Raw genomic sequence first — 18,513 nt, 5'->3', positions numbered from 1 at the left:
ATCCGATGAAAAAGATCACACTCGATTTCTGGGTGGGGCTGTTCGTGGCGGCGGGGTTTGTGGCCCTGCTGTTCCTGGCCCTTAAGGCGGGCAACATGAGCGCCTTCACCTTCCAGGACACTTACAGCGTGCAGGCCCGCTTCGACAACATCGGCGGGCTCAAGCCGCGCGCGCCGGTCAAGAGCGCCGGCGTGGTGGTTGGCCGCGTCGCGGCGATCCGCTTCGACGACAAGACTTACCAGGCCACCGTCGAGATGAACCTGGAGAAGCGCTACCAGTTTCCCAAGGACACCTCGGCCAAGATCCTGACCTCGGGCCTGCTGGGCGAGCAGTACCTCGGCCTGGAAGCCGGTGGGGACACCGCCATGCTGGCCGATGGCGCCCGCATCACCATGACGCAGTCCGCGGTGGTGCTGGAAAACCTGATTGGCCAGTTCCTGTACAACAAGGCGGCGGATGCCGGCGGGGCCAGCGGCTCGCCCGCGGCCGGCGCGAGCGCACCGGCGCTGGGTGGGGATGCCAAATGAGCGTTGTTCCCCCCGTCAAACCGGGCCGCGCCGCGCGCCGTCCGGTGGCTGGCCTGATGGCCGCGGCGGCAGCCGCGGCGCTGCTCGCCGGCTGTGCCACCGGCCCCACGGCCAACCCTAAGGATCCGCTGGAGCCCTTTAACCGCGAAGTCTCGAAGATCAACGAGGACTTCGACAAGGGCATCCTGCGCCCGGTGGCCGAGTTCTACGCCGACTACACGCCGACGCCGGTGCAGCGCGCGGTGGAGAACTTCTTCTCCAACATCAGCGATGTCTATTCGGCGGCGAACAATCTGCTGCAGGGCAAGCCTACGCGCGCGGCGGAAGACTCCATGCGCGTGGCGATGAACAGCGTGCTTGGCCTGGGCGGCCTGATCGACATCGCCACGCCGGCCGGCCTGCCCAAGTACAAGGAAGACTTTGGGCAGACGCTGGGTGTGTGGGGCGTGCCCCCGGGCCCGTACCTGGTGCTGCCGCTGTTCGGTCCGAGCTCGGTGCGCGACACCGGCGGCATGCTGGTGGACCGCCAGTTCGACCCGTCGGCCTATCTCTACCCGGTATCGCTGCGCAACTCGCTGACCGGCGTGCGCATCGTCGCGGGCCGTGCGCAGTTGCTGGGCGCGAGCAACCTGCTGGAACAGGCAGCGCTGGACAAATACTCGTTCCTGCGCGACTCCTACCTGCAGCGGCGCCAGTACCTGGTTTACGACGGCAATCCGCCGGAAGCCGCCGACGACGACGTGGACAGCGAGGGCGCCGCACCCGCAGCGCCGGCCGCTCCGGCGGGCACCGAGGATGACAAGCCTGCCGGCGCCACCACGCCTGCGGCACCGGCACCCGGCACACAACCGGCGGACGCGTCCGCGCCCGCGGCCACGCCGCCGGCCGATGCCTCCGCACCCGCCGCCACGCCGCCAAAGGGCGACATCCAGCCGGAAAGCCAGAGCCTGCCGGTGCCGGCGGTGGAGCCGATGCAGCGTCTCGTCCCAGGTGTGATCCGGATCCGTTGACCACGTTGTGGCGCCAATCCCAACGGGCGGGCGCCAGGCTGTGAATGCCCTGTGAGGGCTGAAACAATTTGTTTGGAAGTGGCGGGGAAGGCCTGGTCCGTGCAACCTGCGGGCCTTGCTTATGTTCCAATCACCGCAAGGCCGCTGCCGGCAGGCGGCGCCCGGCCGGTGGCCCCGCCGGAAAACGTCAATGAGAAAGAAGGAAAAATCCATGATTAAGCGACTGTTGGTCCCCTTCCTTACGGTAGTTGCCTTCGCCGGCGCTGCCCACGCACAGACGCCGGCCCAGGACGCTGCGACGCCGGACGGGCTGGTCAAGGCCGTGGTCAACGACGTGATGACGACCGTCAAGGCAGACAAGGACATGCAGGCCGGCAATATCGCCAAGATCACCGCGCTGGTCGAGCAGAAGATCATCCCGAACGCCAATTTCCAGAAGACCACGCAGATCGCGATGGGCCGTAACTGGTCGAAGGCGACGCCCGAGCAGCAGAAGCAGATCACCGAGGAGTTCAAGACCCTGCTGATCCGCACCTACGCCGGCGCCATCGCCCAGATCCGCGACCAGGCCGTGCAGTACCGCCCGTACCGCGGCACGCCTGAGGACACCGATGCCACCATCCGCACCCAGGTCATCAACAAGGGCGAGCCGATCCAGATGGACTACCGCCTGGAGAAGACCGCGAATGGCTGGAAGGTCTACGACATCAACGTGCTGGGCGCGTGGCTGACCGAGGCTTACAAGGGCAGCTTCAACACCATCGTCGGCCAGCAGGGCGTCGAGGGCGTGATCAAGACGCTGCAGGACCGCAACCGCCAGCTGGCCAACGCCAAGAGCTAAGCCGCGGCGAGCGCGTGCCGCTGCAATGCAGCACTGCGCGTCGATCTGCACTACAATGGCCGTTCGCGGCACTGGCTCCCGCCTCAGCGCGGGAGCTTTTGTTTGCGCCGCATTGCCATCCATCCACGCCAAATTCGTTTCCTGACGCCACCATGCTTTCGCTGGGCACCTCGCTGACCAACCAGAACGCCGCCGCCGTGCTGCGCGACGGGCTGGCACGCGTGGCGCAGGGCGGAGTGCAGGGCCAGGTGCAGGTCGACTGCACCGGCCTGGCGCAGGTGGATTCCTCCGCTGTTGCCGTGCTGCTGGCGTGGCATCGTGCCGCAGCCGCGCGCAACCTGGCGCTGTCATTGCGCGCGGTGCCGGCGCAACTGTCGCAGCTGGCCAACCTCTATGGTGTCGACGGCCTGCTGGGCCTGGCGACCGGCGCCGAGGCGCTTCCCCACCCGGGCCACCACCACCGACATTGATCCGGCATCGCCGGGCGCAACCTTGGCGCCCGACCGCGATGCCCCGGCGACGGCCTGGTGCTGTCGCCGCGCCCAGCGGACGATCCGGTGGGGATCAAGCGGGACCCACCCCGCATCCCCTATAATTCCGGGTTGTTCGCCCATCCCCCGCCTGATTCCGGTGCATGCCAGACCGGCCCAGGATATCCGGGCACGCAGTAGCTCCCCTTTTCAGGCGGACGGCCCAAAAAAAGCCGGACACGCCACAAACAATCGGCCATGAAAGCCATTGAAATCCACGACGTTCGCAAGCGCTACCGCAACCTGCAGGCGCTCAAGGGCGTCAGCTTCACCGTCGAACGCGGCGAATTCTTCGGCCTGCTCGGGCCGAACGGCGCCGGCAAGACCACGCTGATCTCGATCCTCGCCGGCCTGAACCGCGCCGACTCCGGCCACGTCCGTGTGCTGGGTCACGATGTCGTTTCCGACTACCGGATGGCGCGGCGTATGCTTGGCGTGGTGCCGCAGGAACTGGTGTTCGACCCGTTCTTCACGGTGCGCGAGACGCTGCGGCTGCAGTCCGGCTATTTCGGGCTGACCCGCAACGACGACTGGATCGACGAGATCATGGCCAACCTGGACCTGACCAGCAAGGCCGATTCCAATATGCGCCAGTTGTCCGGGGGGATGAAGCGCCGCGTGCTGGTGGCGCAGGCGCTGGTGCACCGCCCGCCGGTGATCGTACTGGACGAACCCACCGCCGGCGTCGACGTCGAACTGCGCCAGACGCTGTGGAAGTTCATCTCGCGCCTGAACCGGGAAGGCCACACCATCATCCTGACCACGCACTACCTGGAAGAGGCCGAGGCGCTCTGTGACCGCATCGCCATGCTCAAGTTCGGCGAAGTGGTGGCGCTGGACCGCACCAGCAGCCTGCTGACGCAGTTCGCCGGCCTGCAACTGGTGCTGACTTTCGCGCGCGGCAGCCTGCCGCCGGCGCTGGAACCGCTGCGCATGCCGGCCAACCCGGGCGAGCGCGCGGTGCGGCTGCGGCTGTCGGGCTACCAGGCGGTAGAGCCGATCCTGGCCGCCTGCCGCGAAGCGGGCTGTGACATCGAAGACATGGAAATCAACAAGGCCGACCTCGAAGACGTATTTGTCCAGATCATGCGCCGCGAGGGGCACATGCCGGGCGCGCTGCCCGACCCCTCCATGGAGGCCGCGGCATGAAGCAGCCTGGCGAAATCGAAATGGTGGATGACGCGCGCCTGGGCCCGATGGCCGTGGGCAGCCTGGTCGGCTTCCGGACCCTGCTGTACAAGGAAGTGCTGCGCTTCTGGAAGGTCAGCTTCCAGACCGTGGCCGCGCCGGTGCTGACTGCGGTGCTATACCTGCTGATCTTCGGCCATGTGCTCGAAGACCGGGTCAAGATCTATGACCAGATCAGCTATACCGCCTTCCTGGTGCCTGGCCTGGTGATGATGAGCGTGCTGCAGAATGCCTTTGCCAACAGTTCGTCGTCGCTGATCCAGTCCAAGATCACCGGCAACCTGGTGTTCGTGATGCTGCCGCCGCTATCGCACTGGGAGATGTTTGGTGCCTATGTGCTGGCCTCGGTGATCCGCGGGCTGACCGTGGGCTTGGGCGTGCTGCTGGTGACGGCATGGTTTGCCAACCTGCATTTCGCCAACATCGGCTGGATCGTGGTGTTTGCGCTGCTGGGCGCGGGCATCCTCGGCACGCTCGGCCTGATCGCCGGCATCTGGGCCGAGAAATTCGACCAGCTCGCCGCGTTCCAGAACTTCCTGATCATGCCGGCCACCTTCCTGTCCGGCGTGTTCTATTCGATCCATTCGCTGCCGGCCTTCTGGCAGGCGGTGTCCCATGCCAATCCGTTCTTCTACATGATCGACGGCTTCCGCTATGGCTTCTTCGGCGTCTCGGACGTGTCGCCGCTGTTCAGCCTGGCGGTGGTGGGATCGGCCTTCGTGGTGCTGGCGGCGCTGGCGCTGCGGCTGCTGAAGTCCGGCTACAAGCTGCGCCACTGAGCGCGACCGCACTGACACTGCGCACTTACTGAATACGCTGAAGAGAACCCCATGCTGCCTACACCGGAACAAGTCAGGGAATACATTGCCCAAGGATTGCCCTGCGAACATCTAAAAGTCGAGGGCGACGGCCAGCACTTCTTTGCCACCATCGTCAGCACCGAGTTCGAAGGCAAGCGGCTGATCCAGCGCCACCAGCGTGTCTATGCCGCGCTGGGCGACCGCATGCGCGCCGAGATCCATGCACTGTCGATGAAGACGCTGACGCCCGCCGAGTGGCAGGCAGGCGAGGGCAAGTAAGCCGGCCGTGCCGCACCGCGCCGCATGCGCGGTCCGAGAACAATGACGCCGGGCGCAAGCCCGGCCAGAACCGACACAACATGGACAAATTCCAGATCCAGGGCAACGGTCCGCTGCGGGGCGAAGTCCGCGTTTCGGGCGCCAAGAATGCCGCGCTGCCGATCCTGTGCGCGGGCTTGCTCACGGCGGATACCGTCTCGCTGGATAACGTGCCCAACCTGCAGGACGTGCGCACCACGCTCAAGCTGTTGCGCCTGATGGGCATGCGCGCCGAGCAGGATGGCGCTGCCGTCGCGCTCAACGGCGCCGACGTCAACTCGCTCGAGGCGCCGTACGAGCTGGTCAAGACCATGCGCGCGTCGATCCTGGTGCTGGGGCCGCTGGTGGCGCGCTTCGGCGAGGCCCGGGTCTCGCTGCCCGGCGGCTGCGGCATCGGTGCGCGGCCGGTCGACCAGCACATCAAGGGCCTGCAGGCGATGGGCGCGGAGATCAGCATCGAGCATGGCTTTATCCATGCCCGCGCCCGGCGCCTGAAGGGCGCGCGCGTGGTCACCGACATGATCACCGTGACCGGCACCGAGAACCTGCTGATGGCCGCCACGCTGGCCGAAGGCGAGACCGTGCTGGAAAACGCCGCGCGCGAGCCCGAAGTCAGCGACCTGGCCCACTTGCTGGTCAAGATGGGCGCGAAGATCGATGGCATCGGCACTGACCGGCTGGTGGTGCAGGGCGTCGACAAGCTGCACGGCGCCCGCCACAGCGTGATCGCCGACCGCATCGAGGCCGGCACCTTCCTGTGCGCCGCGGCCGCGACGCTGGGCGAACTGGTGCTGCGCGACGTGCGCCCGGACCTGCTCGACGCCGTGCTCGACAAGCTGCGCGAAGCCGGCGCACGCATCGAGACCGGCGCCGACTGGATCCGCCTGGCGATGCCGCGCCGCGCGAAGGCGGTGAGCTTCCGCACCTCCGAATACCCCGCCTTCCCGACCGACATGCAGGCCCAGTTCATGGCGCTGAACGCCGTGGCCGAAGGCACCGCGCGCGTGACCGAGACCATCTTCGAGAACCGGTTCATGCACGTGCAGGAACTGAACCGCCTCGGCGCCGACATCGTCGTCGAAGGCAACACCGCGGTGGTCAACGGCGTGGCGCGCCTGTCCGGCGCCAGCGTGATGGCGACCGACCTGCGCGCCTCCGCCAGCCTGGTCATCGCCGGCCTGGTCGCCGAGGGCGACACCGTGATCGACCGTATCTACCACCTGGACCGCGGCTACGACCGCATGGAAGACAAGCTGTCTGCAGTGGGCGCCAAGATCCGCCGCATTGCCTGAGCACGAGGACTGAGCCGATGAGCCCCACTTTCAATGCTTCCCCCAACCAGCTGACGCTGGCGCTGTCCAAGGGCCGCATCTTTACCGAAACGCTGCCGCTGCTCGAAGCCGCCGGCATCCGGGTGACCGAGGATCCCGAGACCTCGCGCAAGCTGATCCTGCCGACCTCCGACCCCGCCGTGCGCGTGGTGATCGTGCGCGCCTCGGATGTGCCGACCTACGTGCAGTACGGCGCCGCCGATTTCGGCGTGGCCGGCAAGGACGTGCTGATGGAGCACGGCATGGCCGGCCTGTACGCACCGATCGACCTCAATATCGCCCGCTGCCGCATGTCGGTGGCGGTGCCGGCCGGGTTTGACTACGCCAACGCGGTGCGCCAGGGTGCGCGCCTGGCGGTGGCAACCAAGTACGTGCAGACCGCGCGCGAGCATTTTGCGAAAAAGGGCGTTCACGTCGACCTGATCAAGCTGTACGGTTCCATGGAGCTGGGCCCGCTGGTGGGCCTGTCCGATGCCATCGTCGACCTGGTCAGCACCGGCAGCACGCTGCGCGCCAACAACCTGGTCGAAGTGGAAGAGATCGTGCAAATTTCGTCGCGGCTGGTGGTGAACCAGGCCGCGCTCAAACTCAAGCGCGAGCGGCTGGCGCCGATCCTCGACGCTTTCGAACGCGCTTCGGCGGCACTGGTGTAAGGCCACATCGCGCCACACCAGCCCGATGCCGACCGAGAAGGAAAAGAAGTCATGAACGCAACCGCATCCGAAATGGAAAACCTGCCGATCCGCCGGCTTGATTCCAGCGAGCCGCGCTTTGCCGAGGCGCTGCGCCAGGTGCTGGCCTTCGAGGCCGGCGAGGACGAGGCCATCGACCGCGCCGCGGCGCAGATCCTGGCCGACGTGAAGGCGCGCGGCGACGCCGCGGTGCTGGAATACACCAAACGCTTCGATCGCATGGAAGCGCCGTCGATCGCGGCGCTGGAACTGTCGCAGGCCGAGCTCGAAGCCGCGCTCGAAGACCTCGAGCCCAAGCGCCGCGCCGCGCTGGAAGCCGCCGCCGCGCGTGTGCGTGCCTACCACGAGAAGCAGAAGATCGAGTGCGGCAGCCATAGCTGGGAGTACACCGAGGCCGACGGCACCATGCTGGGCCAGAAGGTGACGCCGCTGGACCGCGTCGGCATCTACGTGCCGGGCGGCAAGGCCGCCTACCCGTCGTCGGTGCTGATGAACGCGATCCCGGCGCGCGTGGCCGGCGTGAAGGAAATCATCATGGTCGTGCCCACGCCCGGCGGCGTGCGCAACGAGCTGGTGCTGGCCGCCGCGCAGATCGCCGGCGTCGACCGCGTCTTCACCATCGGCGGCGCGCAGGCCGTGGGCGCGCTGGCCTACGGCACCGCCACGCTGCCGCAGGTCGACAAGATCGTCGGCCCGGGCAATGCCTACGTGGCCGCGGCCAAGCGCCGCGTATTCGGCACCGTCGGCATCGACATGATCGCCGGTCCGTCCGAGATCCTGGTGATCTGCGACGGCACCACCGACCCCGACTGGGTCGCGATGGACCTGTTCTCGCAGGCCGAGCACGATGAACTGGCGCAGTCGATCCTGCTGTGCCCGGACGCCGACTACATCGCCCGCGTCGAAGCCAGCATCCAGCGCCAGCTGCCGACCATGCCGCGCCGCGACGTGATCGCCGCGTCGATCTCCGGCCGTGGCGCGCTGGTCAAGGTGCGCGACATGGAAGAAGCCTGCGAGATTGCCAACGCGATCGCGCCGGAGCACCTGGAAATCTCCGCGGAGAACCCGCGCCAGTGGAGCGAGAAGATCCGCCACGCCGGCGCCATCTTCCTCGGCCGCTATACCAGCGAGTCGCTGGGCGACTACTGCGCCGGCCCCAACCACGTGCTGCCGACCTCGCGTACCGCGCGCTTCTCGTCGCCGCTGGGCGTCTATGACTTCCTGAAGCGCTCGAGCCTGATCGAGGTGAGCGAGGGCGGGGCGCAGATGCTCGGCCAGATCGCCGCCGAACTGGCGTACGGCGAAGGCCTGCAGGCCCACGCCCGCAGCGCGGAATACCGTTTCAAGCGCAGTTGATCTACTGAACCAACGCAGTCAAACCTGGAGTTTCCATGTCAGCCGTAGAGCCCTCTCTGATCGAACGCATCATCCGTGACGACGTGCGCGCCATGGGCGCCTACCACGTGCCGGATTCGCACGGTCTGGTCAAGCTCGACGCCATGGAGAATCCCTACCGCCTGCCGCCCGAGCTGCGCCAGCAGTTGGCCGCGCGGCTGGGCGAGGTGGCGCTGAACCGCTACCCGGTGCCCAGCAGCGAAGCGCTGCGCACCAGACTGAAGGACGTGATGGCCGTGCCCGCCGGCATGGACGTGCTGCTGGGCAATGGCTCGGACGAGATCATCAGCATGCTGGCGCTGGCCGCGGCCAAGCCGGGCGCCAAGGTGATGGCGCCGGTGCCGGGCTTCGTCATGTACGCGATGTCGGCGCAGTTTGCCGGCCTCGAGTTCGTCGGCGTGCCGCTGCGCGCGGATTTCACGCTCGACCGCGACGCCATGCTGGCGGCGATGGCCGAGCACCAGCCCGCCATCATTTACCTGGCGTATCCGAACAACCCCACCGGCAACCTGTTCGACGCGGCCGACATGGAGGCCATCCTCCGTGCCGCGCAAGGCGAGGTCTGCAACAGCGTGGTGGTGGTCGACGAGGCCTACCAGCCGTTCGCGCAGCAAAGCTGGATGCCGCGCCTGACGGACTTCGGCAACCTGCTGGTGATGCGCACCGTGTCCAAGCTCGGCCTGGCCGGCATCCGCCTGGGCTACCTGGCCGGTGCGCCGGCGTGGCTGGCGCAGATCGACAAGGTGCGACCGCCCTACAACGTCAACGTGCTGACCGAGGCCGCCGCGCTGTTCGCGCTGGAGCATGTGTCGGTGCTGGACGAACAGGCCGCGCAACTGCGCGCCGAGCGCACCCGCGTGGCCGACGGCATGGCCGTGCACGCCGTCGTCACGGTGTTCCCCAGCGCCGCCAACTTCCTGCTGGCGCGCGTGCCGGATGCGGCACAGACCTTCGACCGCCTGCTGGCGCGGAAGGTATTGATCAAGAACGTGAGTAAAATGCACCCGTTGCTGGCCAATTGTCTGCGCGTCACGGTCAGCACGCCCGAAGAAAACGCGCAGTTCCTTGAGGCATTCGCAGCGTCGCTGCAGGATTAACACCATGCGTGTTGCAGAGGTCACCCGCAATACTTCGGAAACGCAAATTCGCGTTTCCCTGAATCTCGACGGCACCGGCCGCCAGAAGCTGGCGTCGGGCGTGCCGTTCCTCGACCACATGCTTGACCAGATCGCCCGGCATGGCATGTTCGACCTGGAGGTCGTAGCCACCGGCGACACGCATATCGACGACCACCATACGGTGGAAGACGTTGGCATTACGCTCGGCCAGGCGGTCGCCAGGGCCATCGGCGACAAGAAAGGCATCACCCGCTACGGCCACAGCTACGTGCCGCTGGACGAATGCCTGTCGCGCGTGGTGATCGACTTCTCCGGCCGCCCCGGCCTGGAGTTCCACGTGCCGTTCACGCGTGCGCGCGTGGGCAGCTTCGACGTCGACCTGACCATCGAGTTCTTCCGCGGCTTCGTCAACCATGCGGGCGTAACCCTGCATATCGACAACCTGCGCGGCATCAATGCCCACCATCAGTGCGAAACCGTGTTCAAGGCCTTTGGCCGGGCACTGCGCATGGCGGTTGAGCTGGATTCGCGCGCGGCCAACACGATCCCGTCGACCAAGGGTACGCTCTGAGCTTCCTGAACCCGTAGGCGTGCCGGCTGGTTGCGGCGCCCGCCCACTTTTTTCCTGCCTGAATTCCGGCCAGCGATGCTGGCGACCCGCAACCGATGGATACGCTCAAGTCGTTTATCTCGCTGCTGGCGCTGATCAACCCGATCGGGGCGATCCCGTTCTTCATCAGCCTGACGAGCCAGCAGACTGAAGCGGAAAAGCTGCGTACCATCAAGATCGCGTCCATCTCGGTGGCGATCGTGGTGGCGGTGTCGGCGCTGCTGGGGCAGCAGATCATCGAGTTCTTCAATATCTCGGTGGCTTCGCTGCAGGTGGGTGGCGGTCTCATCATGATCATGATGGCCATGAACATGCTGAACGCGCAGACCAGCCGCACCAAGGCTACGCCGGAAGAAGAGGATGAGGCCGAGGTAAAGTCCAGCATCGCGGTGGTGCCGCTGGCGCTGCCGCTGCTGACCGGGCCGGGCTCGATCAGCACGGTGATCGTCTATGCCGGCAAGACCCAGCACTGGTACCAGTTGCTGATCCTGGTGGGCATCGGCGTGCTGCTGGGCTCGGTGGTGTACCTGGTGTTCCGCGCGGCCGACCCGATCGCCCGGGTGATCGGCCGCACTGGCATCAATATCGGCACGCGCCTGATGGGGCTGATCCTGTCGGCGCTGGCCGTTGAATTCATTGTTGACGGGCTGAAGACATTGTTGCCTGTTTTGAAATCATGACTACCATAGCAATTGTGGATTACGGCATGGGCAACCTGCGCTCGGTGGCGCAGGCGCTGCGTGCCGCGGCACCGGAAGCGGACGTACGGGTGGTGGATGCGCCCGAAGGCATCCGCAACGCGGATCGCGTGGTGCTGCCCGGCCAGGGCGCGATGCCGGACTGCATGTCGGCACTGGGCGCCTCGGGCCTGCAGGAAGCGGTGGTCGAGGCCGCCGGCAGCAAGCCGATGCTGGGTGTGTGCGTCGGCGAACAGATGCTGTTCGAGTTCAGCACCGAAAGTCGTGCTGGCGCGGACCGCACACCGGCGCTGGGCCTGATGCCCGGCCAGGTGGTGCGTTTTGCGCTGGACGGCATGACGCAGCCCGACGGCTCGCGTTTCAAGGTGCCGCAGATGGGTTGGAACCGGGTGCGCCAGGCGAAGCCGCACCCGCTGTGGGCCGGGATTCCGGACGACAGCTGGTTCTATTTCGTCCACAGCTACTATGTGCAGGCGCAGGATCCGGCCCATATCGCCGGTGAAACGGAGTATGGAGTCGTGTTTACCAGCGCGGTAGCCCGCGATAATATTTTCGCGACGCAGTTCCACCCCGAGAAGAGCGCGGCCCTGGGCCTGCAGCTGTACCGGAACTTCGTCCACTGGAATCCCTAAGGCGCACCGGACACCCCGAATCGCTTGTTTGACGATTGTTCGACCGAGAACCAGACAGACCCGTCACCGGACCCTTCACGCAACCCGTAAAGCGACCAGTTTCCGATCGAACATCGACCCCGACCTGACCGGCTCCGCCGGTCTCGCTCAACCTCACTTACTCAACCACGCTCGTCACGCATATGTTGCTCATTCCGGCCATCGACCTGAAGGACGGTCAGTGTGTACGCCTCAAACAAGGCGACATGGACCAGGCCACCGTCTTTTCCGAAGATCCCGCCGCCATGGCACGCCACTGGGTGGAGCAGGGCGCTCGGCGCCTGCACCTGGTGGACCTGAACGGCGCGTTCGTGGGCAAGCCCCGCAACGAGGCGGCCATCAAGGCCATCATCGCCGAAGTCGGCGATGAGATCCCGGTGCAACTGGGGGGCGGCATCCGCGACCTGAACACCATCGAACGCTGGCTAGACGACGGTTTGTCGTTCGTCATCATCGGCACCGCGGCGGTGAAGAACCCCGGCTTCCTGAAGGACGCCTGCTCGGCCTTCGGCGGCCACATCATCGTCGGCCTCGATGCCAAGGATGGCAAGGTCGCCACCGACGGCTGGAGCAAGCTGACCGGCCATGAAGTGGCGGACCTGGCGCGCAAGTACGAAGACTACGGTGTCGAAGCCATCATCTACACCGACATCGGCCGCGACGGCATGCTGCAGGGGATCAATATCGATGCCACCGTCAAGCTGGCGAAATCGATGTCGATCCCGGTGATCGCCAGCGGCGGCCTGTCCAACCTGGCGGATATCGACAACCTGTGCGCGGTCGAGGGCGAAGGTGTGGAAGGCGTCATCTGCGGCCGCGCGATCTACTCCGGTGATCTCAACTTTGCCGATGCGCAGGCCCGTGCCGACAAGCTGCGCGACGGCCAGTAAGCCTAACGCAAGCCAACGCGCCGCGTGCGCAGCCGCTGTCGCACCGGTGCCTTGCCGGCGCGGCGGCGGACAAGGATTCTCATGCTAGCCAAACGTATCATCCCCTGCCTGGACGTCACCAACGGGCGGGTGGTCAAGGGCGTCAATTTCGTCGAACTGCGCGATGCGGGCGATCCCGTGGAAATCGCGCGCCGCTATGACGAGCAGGGCGCCGACGAGATCACATTCCTCGACATCACGGCCACCAGCGACGGGCGCGACCTGATGCTGCACATCATCGAGGAAGTGGCGTCGCAGGTCTTTATTCCGCTGACAGTCGGCGGCGGTGTGCGCACGGTCGAAGACGTGCGACGCCTGCTCAATGCCGGCGCGGACAAGATCAGCGTCAATTCGTCGGCCATCGCCAATCCGCAGCTGGTATCCGACGCCACGGCCAAATATGGTTCGCAGTGCATCGTGGTGGCGATCGACGCCAAGCGCAGCTCGGCGCCGGGCGAGCCGTCGCGCTGGGAAGTCTTCACCCACGGCGGGCGCAAGGCGACCGGCCTGGACGCGGTCGAGTGGGCCCGGGAGATGGCCGCACGCGGCGCCGGCGAGATCCTGCTGACCAGCATGGACCGCGATGGCACCAAGAGCGGCTTCGACCTGGAACTGACCCGCGCCGTCAGCGACGCGGTGCCGGTGCCGGTGATCGCCTCGGGCGGCGTCGGCGGGCTGCAGGACCTCGCCGACGGCATCACCAAGGGCCGCGCCGACGCGGTGCTGGCCGCCAGCATCTTCCACTACGGCCAGCATACCGTGGGCGAAGCCAAGGCATTCATGGCCCGCGAGGGCATTCCCGTGCGGATCTGATCATGGCAAAGAAGTGGCTCAACAAGGTCAAGTGGGACGATAACGGCCTGGTGCCGGTGATCGTGCAGGAAATGGGTTCGAACGACGTGCTGATGTTCGCGTTCATGAACCGCGACGCGCTGCAGCGCACGGTGGAACTCGGCGAGGCCGTGTTCTGGTCGCGTTCGCGCAAGCGCCTGTGGCACAAGGGCGAAGAATCCGGCCACGTGCAGAAGGTGCATGAGATCCGCCTGGACTGCGACGAGGACGTGGTGCTGCTCAAGGTCACGCAGGTCGACAGCATCGCCTGCCATACCGGGCGCCATTCCTGCTTCTTCCAGAAATTCGAGGGCGATGCGGAAGCCGGCGACTGGCATACCGTCGAGCCTGTGTTGAAGGACCCTGCCCAGATCTACGCCAAGCCATGAGCGACTCCCGACTGACCAGCACCGACGTGCTGGCGCGCGTGGCCGAAGTGCTCGAATCGCGCAAGCCCGCCAATGGCGGCGACCCCGCCAAATCCTATGTTGCCAAGCTCTACAGCAAGGGCGACGACGCCATCCTGAAGAAGATCGGCGAGGAAGCCACCGAGACCGTGATGGCGGCCAAGGATGCGCGCGCCGCAGGCCAGAGCGGCAGCGAGGCCGGGAAGCTGGTCTATGAAGTGGCGGACCTGTGGTTCCACACCCTGGTGTTGCTGGCAAACTTCGGGTTGGGCCCCGACGATGTCGTCAACGAACTGGCACGGCGCGAAGGTCTCTCCGGCCTGGAAGAAAAGGCCCGGCGCAAGGAAGAGGGCTGACCGGCTGACCAGTGCTGTGCTGGCCAGTCTCCCGCCTGCCGCGAGGCAGGCCATCGCAGAACAAGGGCAACCATGGCGAACGACTACACCGCGCAGATTACCGGTCCCAGCGGCGAACAGCAGGGCAGCCTGCGCAAGCTGCTGCATATCCTGTACGCGCTGTACGCGATCTTCTGGCTCACCGGCGGCATTACCGCGCTGATCGCCATCGTCATCGACTACGTCAAGCGCGACGATGCGCGCGGTTCGCTTTATGCATCCCACTTCGCATGGCAGATCCGCTCGTTCTGGTGGTCGGTGGTGTGGGCGGTGCTCGGTGGCGTGCTGTTCGCCACGGTGGTGCTGATGCCGTTGGCGTTTGCGGTCTGGGCCGTGCTCTCCCTGTGGATGCTGTATCGTATCGTCAAGGGCTGGCTGTACCTCAACGACAGCAAGCCGATGTACCCGGATCTCCAGTTCTGATGCCGGGTGGATCCTGTACCTTCGGGGTGCAGGGTTCGTCGCAATGAAAATTTCATGAACGTTCAGGATAATTGCATCTTCTGCAAGATCGTGGCTGGCCAGGTACCGTCGCGCAAGGTGTATGAGGACGACGACATGGTGGCCTTCCACGATATCCATCCCAAGGCCCCGGTACACTTGCTGGTCATCCCCAAGTCGCATGTCGACTCGCTGGCCGATTGCGGCGCCGGCGAAGGGGAGGTGCTTGCTAGAATGATGCTGAAGGTGCCTGAACTGGCGCGCGCGGCAGGCTGTGCCAACGGTTTCCGGACGGTCATCAATACCGGACCGGACGGCGGCCAGGAGATCCACCATCTGCACCTCCATGTGCTGGGTGGGCCGCGCCACGAGTGGAAGGGACCGCTGCCCTGAACGGGCAGCCTTGGCATGGGAGCGCCCGCGGCGGCAACGCCCAGGGCAGATGCTGCGCCGGCAACCGTCGCCCGGCGCGGCAATAACGGGACGGAACAACGGGTCCGGGCAACTATGACTGCGCCCGAGGCTTCATCAGGAGCAAGAGATGGGTTCGTTTAGCATTTGGCATTGGCTGATCGTGCTGGTGATCGTCATGCTTGTATTCGGCACCAAGAAGCTGCGCAATATGGGCCAGGATCTGGGCGGCGCGGTCAAGGGTTTCAAGGATGGCATGAAGGACGGCGAAGACAAGTCGGCCCAGGCTGCCCAATCCAAGGAACTGCGCGATTCCACCACCATCGACGTCGAAGCCAAGGAAAAGTCCCGTCAGCAGCAGTAAGCCAACGGTGCGCCATCCTCTTCCCTTGATCGTGGCTGCCTGCGCGCAGCCCCGCGTCTCCGCTGTCTTCCGCATGATGTCCGCATGATTGATCTCGGCATTTCCAAGCTGGCGCTGATCGGTGCCGTGGCACTGATCGTGATCGGTCCCGAGCGGCTGCCCAAGGTCGCCCGTACCGTGGGCGCCCTGGTGGGCCGGGCGCAACGCTATATCAATGACGTCAAGGCCGAGGTCAGCCGCGAAGTCGAGTTGGAAGAATTGCGCAAGATGCGCACTGAATTCGAGGACGCGGCGCGCGACGTCGAGCGCACCATCCACAAGGAAGTCAGCGAGCAGTCCCAGGCGCTGAACGAAGCCCTCGGCGGCGCCGGGGCGAGCACCGAAGGTGTCAGCGCCGGCGGCGACAGCTTCGTGCCCAGCTGGGACGCGGCGCACAAGGCGCACAATGGCCGCAAGAGCTGGCGCGTGAAGCAGGGCGCGCGGCCGTTGTGGTTCAAGCGCCAGCACAACGTCCGGGTCTGGGCGCAGTCGGGCGCCGCGCGCGTGAAGCGCCACCGCCCGGCCAGCCGGCCGTCCCGTTCCTTCTTCGAGTGATCACGTTGCGCGGCGACTGGTTGCCGGCCCATGCCAGGGCCGCCGCTGCCGTCGCCATGCCCGCCCAACCGCGCCGCGCCGAGCGGCACATCGATCCCAACTTGCCAGCCTGCGCGGCTGAGCGGTTCACGCCATGAGCGACACCCGGTCCCCAGATCCCCAAGACCCGCAAGACGAGTCGCAGCAGGAAACCTTTATTTCCCACCTGATCGAGCTGCGCCAGCGCCTGGTCAAGGCGGTGGCCGGGATCATCCTGGTCTTTGTCTGCCTGGTGTACTGGGCGCCGGTCATCTTCAACCTGTTCGCGGCGCCGCTGATGGAGTCGCTGCCCAAGGGCGGCAAGATGATCGTGACCGACGTCACCGGCTCGTTCTTCGTGCCGATGAAGGTCACGCTGCTGGTGGCCTTCCTGATCGCGCTACCGTGGGTGCTCTACCAGGTCTGGCAGTTCGTCGCGCCCGGGCTGTACCAGCATGAGAAGCGCCTGATCCTGCCGTTGGTATCGAGCAGCTACATCCTTTTCCTGTGCGGCGTCGCGTTTGCCTACTTCCTGGTATTCCCGACCGTGTTCCACTTTATGGCGCACTACAACGCGCCGCTGGGTGCGGACATGTCGACGGATATCGACAAGTACCTCAGCTTCGCCATGACAACCTTCCTGGCCTTCGGCATCACTTTCGAGGTGCCGGTGGTGGTGATCGTGCTGGTCCGGTTCGGCGTGGTCGAGCTGGAAAAACTGAAGCAGATCCGTCCCTATGTGATCGTCGGGGCGTTCATCATTGCCGCCATCGTGACGCCGCCGGACGTGCTGTCACAGCTTCTTCTGGCCGTGCCACTGGTGCTGCTCTATGAACTCGGGCTGCTGATGGCCCGCTTCGTCGGCCGTCCTCCTGCCGCGCAGGCCGAGGCTTCAGGGGAAACGCAGCCGGACTAATACCGCTGAGGTAGGTAGCGCGAGCCACCGGCCCCGTTTTTGCACCAAAACGGGGATTTTTTTGTCCGATCGTGTTGTTCGATCACAACAAAAACCGCCGCTAAGCGAGGTTTACGCCGAAAAAGCCTTCTGAGGGCCGGGGGGGCTGGCACATAATACGCAGCAGACGTGAATGTAAATACGTCGCCCAAGCACTTGGGCAACCAAGATTTCCCAATCAGTTGACAAGGAAAGTGTCGATATGAAGATGAAACTGTTTGCTGCTGCCGTCGCCGCTCTGGCCGCTGGTGGCGCGTATGCCCAATCGAGCGTGACCCTGTACGGCGTGGCTGACGTCGGCCTCGAGTACAACACCAATGCTAACGCCGCTGGCGACGACCTGTTCCGTATGGCGTCGGGCAACCAGTCCGGTTCGCGCTGGGGCCTGCGTGGCGTCGAAGACCTGGGCGGCGGTCTGAAGGGCGTGTTCGTCCTGGAAAGCGGCTTCGACCTCGACAACGGCACCTCGGCACAAGGCGGTCGTCTGTTCGGTCGTCAAGCCTACGTCGGTCTGCAAAGCCAGTTCGGCTCGCTGCTGCTGGGCCGTCAACAGACCTCGTTCTATGACTTCGGTCTGATTTATGACCCGATGGCCATCTCGTCGCGCTACGGCATCCTGGCGCAAGACGCCCAGTTTGCTTCGCGTGCTGACAACACCGTCAAGTACGTCGGTACCTTCGGTGGCCTGACCGCATCGGCCTTCTACAGCTTCAACAACAACGGCCAAGAAACCGCTGGCGCGTTCCGCCGCGGCCAACAGTACGGCGCGCTGCTGAACTACGCAGCCGGCCCGTTCTCGGTTGGTGCTGCCTACGACGAAATCCACGGCACCGTGTCGGCCACTGGTGTTGACCAAAGCGGCCAGAAGACCCGCCGTGCTACCGTTGGCGCCAACTACGCCTTCGGTCCGGCCAAGGTCTACGCTGGCTATCGCTGGGCCAAGGCCTTCGATGGCGCTCCTCTGACGGGCGGCACGACGGTCGACAACGGTGTTGTCACCACGGCTACGGCTTCGAACCTGTACTGGCTGGGTCTGGGCTACCAACTGACCCCGGCGTTCTCGCTGTCGGGCGCTGCTTACTACCAGGACTTCCGCAAGAGCGACGCAGATCCGTGGCAGTTCGTGATCACGGCCGACTACGCGCTGTCGAAGCGTACCGACGTGTACACCTCGCTGTCGTACGCTCTGAACGACAAGGGCTCGGCCCTGGGCGTGAACGGCTTCAACACCGCCACGACCACCAACGTTCAGCCGAACAAGGATCAGTTCGGTGCTGTGGTTGGTCTGCGCCACAAGTTCTAATCTGTTGCGGGCGTAAGCCCGCTTGAGATTGGCTTGCAGAAGGCCGGCATCCTTACGGATGCCGGCCTTTTGTCTTTTCTAAAGCTGTGCATTCTGGCTCGACATTGACGGTTTAGCCGCAACGCTGTGTGGCGGC

General features: G+C 65.4%; 24 protein-coding genes. All 24 read left to right on the top strand.

Annotated features, from left to right (window positions below; translation table 11 throughout):
- Positions 1 to 5: 5 nt before the first annotated feature.
- The 24 genes from mlaD (at position 6) to CTP10_RS15375 (ending at position 18,377) form a co-directional block, all read left to right on the top strand.
- Positions 6 to 527 carry an outer membrane lipid asymmetry maintenance protein MlaD gene (gene mlaD / locus CTP10_RS15490; RefSeq protein WP_116320310.1) on the top strand — a complete coding sequence of 174 codons (522 nt, stop codon included), beginning with the start codon at positions 6 to 8 and terminating at the stop codon, positions 525 to 527.
- On the top strand, positions 524 to 1,537 hold the full coding sequence (locus CTP10_RS15485; protein ID WP_442875093.1) for an MlaA family lipoprotein: 1,014 nt from the start codon (positions 524 to 526) through the stop codon (positions 1,535 to 1,537). The genes mlaD and CTP10_RS15485 overlap by 4 nt, the downstream gene beginning before the upstream one ends.
- Positions 1,538 to 1,748: 211 nt before the next feature.
- Entirely contained in the window at positions 1,749 to 2,378 is a 630-nt protein-coding gene (locus tag CTP10_RS15480) for an MlaC/ttg2D family ABC transporter substrate-binding protein (protein ID WP_116320309.1), read from the top strand.
- A gap of 152 nt (positions 2,379 to 2,530) precedes the next feature.
- The gene (locus tag CTP10_RS15475) at positions 2,531 to 2,848 is read left to right on the top strand and encodes an STAS domain-containing protein (RefSeq protein ID WP_116320308.1); all 318 of its coding nucleotides are present in this window, start codon (positions 2,531 to 2,533) and stop codon (positions 2,846 to 2,848) included.
- A 258-nt stretch (positions 2,849 to 3,106) separates the two neighbouring features.
- Positions 3,107 to 4,057, top strand: coding sequence for an ABC transporter ATP-binding protein (locus CTP10_RS15470; protein ID WP_116320307.1), 951 nt, complete (start codon positions 3,107 to 3,109; stop codon positions 4,055 to 4,057).
- A complete protein-coding gene (locus tag CTP10_RS15465) occupies positions 4,054 to 4,875 on the top strand; it encodes an ABC transporter permease (RefSeq protein WP_116320306.1) in 822 nt (273 codons plus the stop codon). The genes CTP10_RS15470 and CTP10_RS15465 overlap by 4 nt, the downstream gene beginning before the upstream one ends.
- Positions 4,876 to 4,926: 51 nt before the next feature.
- On the top strand, positions 4,927 to 5,175 hold the full coding sequence (locus tag CTP10_RS15460; protein WP_116320305.1) for a BolA family protein: 249 nt from the start codon (positions 4,927 to 4,929) through the stop codon (positions 5,173 to 5,175).
- 80 nt (positions 5,176 to 5,255) lie between these two features.
- A complete protein-coding gene (murA, locus tag CTP10_RS15455; RefSeq protein ID WP_116320304.1) occupies positions 5,256 to 6,506 on the top strand; it encodes a UDP-N-acetylglucosamine 1-carboxyvinyltransferase in 1,251 nt (416 codons plus the stop codon).
- 17 nt (positions 6,507 to 6,523) lie between these two features.
- Complete coding sequence (hisG, locus tag CTP10_RS15450) at positions 6,524 to 7,198, top strand: ATP phosphoribosyltransferase (RefSeq protein ID WP_116320303.1); 675 nt, start codon at positions 6,524 to 6,526, stop codon at positions 7,196 to 7,198.
- A gap of 51 nt (positions 7,199 to 7,249) precedes the next feature.
- Positions 7,250 to 8,593: a histidinol dehydrogenase gene (gene hisD / locus CTP10_RS15445; protein WP_116320302.1), complete on the top strand. Its 1,344-nt coding sequence runs from the start codon at positions 7,250 to 7,252 to the stop codon at positions 8,591 to 8,593.
- A gap of 35 nt (positions 8,594 to 8,628) precedes the next feature.
- Positions 8,629 to 9,729, top strand: a complete 1,101-nt coding sequence (gene hisC / locus CTP10_RS15440; RefSeq protein WP_116320301.1) for a histidinol-phosphate transaminase — start codon at positions 8,629 to 8,631, stop codon at positions 9,727 to 9,729.
- A gap of 4 nt (positions 9,730 to 9,733) precedes the next feature.
- Positions 9,734 to 10,321, top strand: coding sequence for an imidazoleglycerol-phosphate dehydratase HisB (hisB, locus tag CTP10_RS15435; protein ID WP_116320300.1), 588 nt, complete (start codon positions 9,734 to 9,736; stop codon positions 10,319 to 10,321).
- 95 nt (positions 10,322 to 10,416) lie between these two features.
- Positions 10,417 to 11,040 (top strand): YchE family NAAT transporter, encoded by a 624-nt coding sequence (locus CTP10_RS15430; RefSeq protein WP_111521347.1) that lies wholly within the window; start codon positions 10,417 to 10,419, stop codon positions 11,038 to 11,040.
- Entirely contained in the window at positions 11,037 to 11,690 is a 654-nt protein-coding gene (gene hisH / locus CTP10_RS15425; RefSeq protein WP_199414607.1) for an imidazole glycerol phosphate synthase subunit HisH, read from the top strand. Before CTP10_RS15430 ends, hisH begins: the two co-directional genes overlap by 4 nt.
- Positions 11,691 to 11,872: 182 nt before the next feature.
- A complete protein-coding gene (hisA, locus tag CTP10_RS15420; protein ID WP_116320298.1) occupies positions 11,873 to 12,619 on the top strand; it encodes a 1-(5-phosphoribosyl)-5-[(5-phosphoribosylamino)methylideneamino]imidazole-4-carboxamide isomerase in 747 nt (248 codons plus the stop codon).
- Between the two features lie 81 nt (positions 12,620 to 12,700).
- On the top strand, positions 12,701 to 13,471 hold the full coding sequence (hisF, locus tag CTP10_RS15415) for an imidazole glycerol phosphate synthase subunit HisF (RefSeq protein WP_116320297.1): 771 nt from the start codon (positions 12,701 to 12,703) through the stop codon (positions 13,469 to 13,471).
- Between the two features lie 2 nt (positions 13,472 to 13,473).
- Positions 13,474 to 13,878, top strand: coding sequence for a phosphoribosyl-AMP cyclohydrolase (gene hisI, locus CTP10_RS15410; protein WP_116320296.1), 405 nt, complete (start codon positions 13,474 to 13,476; stop codon positions 13,876 to 13,878).
- Entirely contained in the window at positions 13,875 to 14,252 is a 378-nt protein-coding gene (locus CTP10_RS15405; protein ID WP_116320295.1) for a phosphoribosyl-ATP diphosphatase, read from the top strand. The genes hisI and CTP10_RS15405 overlap by 4 nt, the downstream gene beginning before the upstream one ends.
- A gap of 72 nt (positions 14,253 to 14,324) precedes the next feature.
- Positions 14,325 to 14,714, top strand: a complete 390-nt coding sequence (locus CTP10_RS15400; RefSeq protein ID WP_116320294.1) for a DUF4870 family protein — start codon at positions 14,325 to 14,327, stop codon at positions 14,712 to 14,714.
- Positions 14,715 to 14,768: 54 nt separating this feature from the next.
- Complete coding sequence (locus tag CTP10_RS15395) at positions 14,769 to 15,125, top strand: histidine triad nucleotide-binding protein (RefSeq protein WP_116320293.1); 357 nt, start codon at positions 14,769 to 14,771, stop codon at positions 15,123 to 15,125.
- Between the two features lie 148 nt (positions 15,126 to 15,273).
- Positions 15,274 to 15,507 (top strand): Sec-independent protein translocase subunit TatA, encoded by a 234-nt coding sequence (tatA, locus tag CTP10_RS15390; protein WP_116320292.1) that lies wholly within the window; start codon positions 15,274 to 15,276, stop codon positions 15,505 to 15,507.
- An 84-nt stretch (positions 15,508 to 15,591) separates the two neighbouring features.
- The gene (gene tatB / locus CTP10_RS15385; RefSeq protein ID WP_116320291.1) at positions 15,592 to 16,101 is read left to right on the top strand and encodes a Sec-independent protein translocase protein TatB; all 510 of its coding nucleotides are present in this window, start codon (positions 15,592 to 15,594) and stop codon (positions 16,099 to 16,101) included.
- A 133-nt stretch (positions 16,102 to 16,234) separates the two neighbouring features.
- Positions 16,235 to 17,035, top strand: coding sequence for a twin-arginine translocase subunit TatC (gene tatC, locus CTP10_RS15380; protein WP_116320290.1), 801 nt, complete (start codon positions 16,235 to 16,237; stop codon positions 17,033 to 17,035).
- Between the two features lie 241 nt (positions 17,036 to 17,276).
- The gene (locus CTP10_RS15375) at positions 17,277 to 18,377 is read left to right on the top strand and encodes a porin (protein WP_116320289.1); all 1,101 of its coding nucleotides are present in this window, start codon (positions 17,277 to 17,279) and stop codon (positions 18,375 to 18,377) included.
- The last annotated feature ends 136 nt before the right edge of the window (positions 18,378 to 18,513 follow it).

This window comes from Cupriavidus sp. P-10 (assembly GCF_003402535.2).
GTDB lineage: Bacteria > Pseudomonadota > Gammaproteobacteria > Burkholderiales > Burkholderiaceae > Cupriavidus.
Note: the sequence above shows the minus strand (reverse complement) of the source record. Positions and strands in the feature narration are given on the sequence as shown.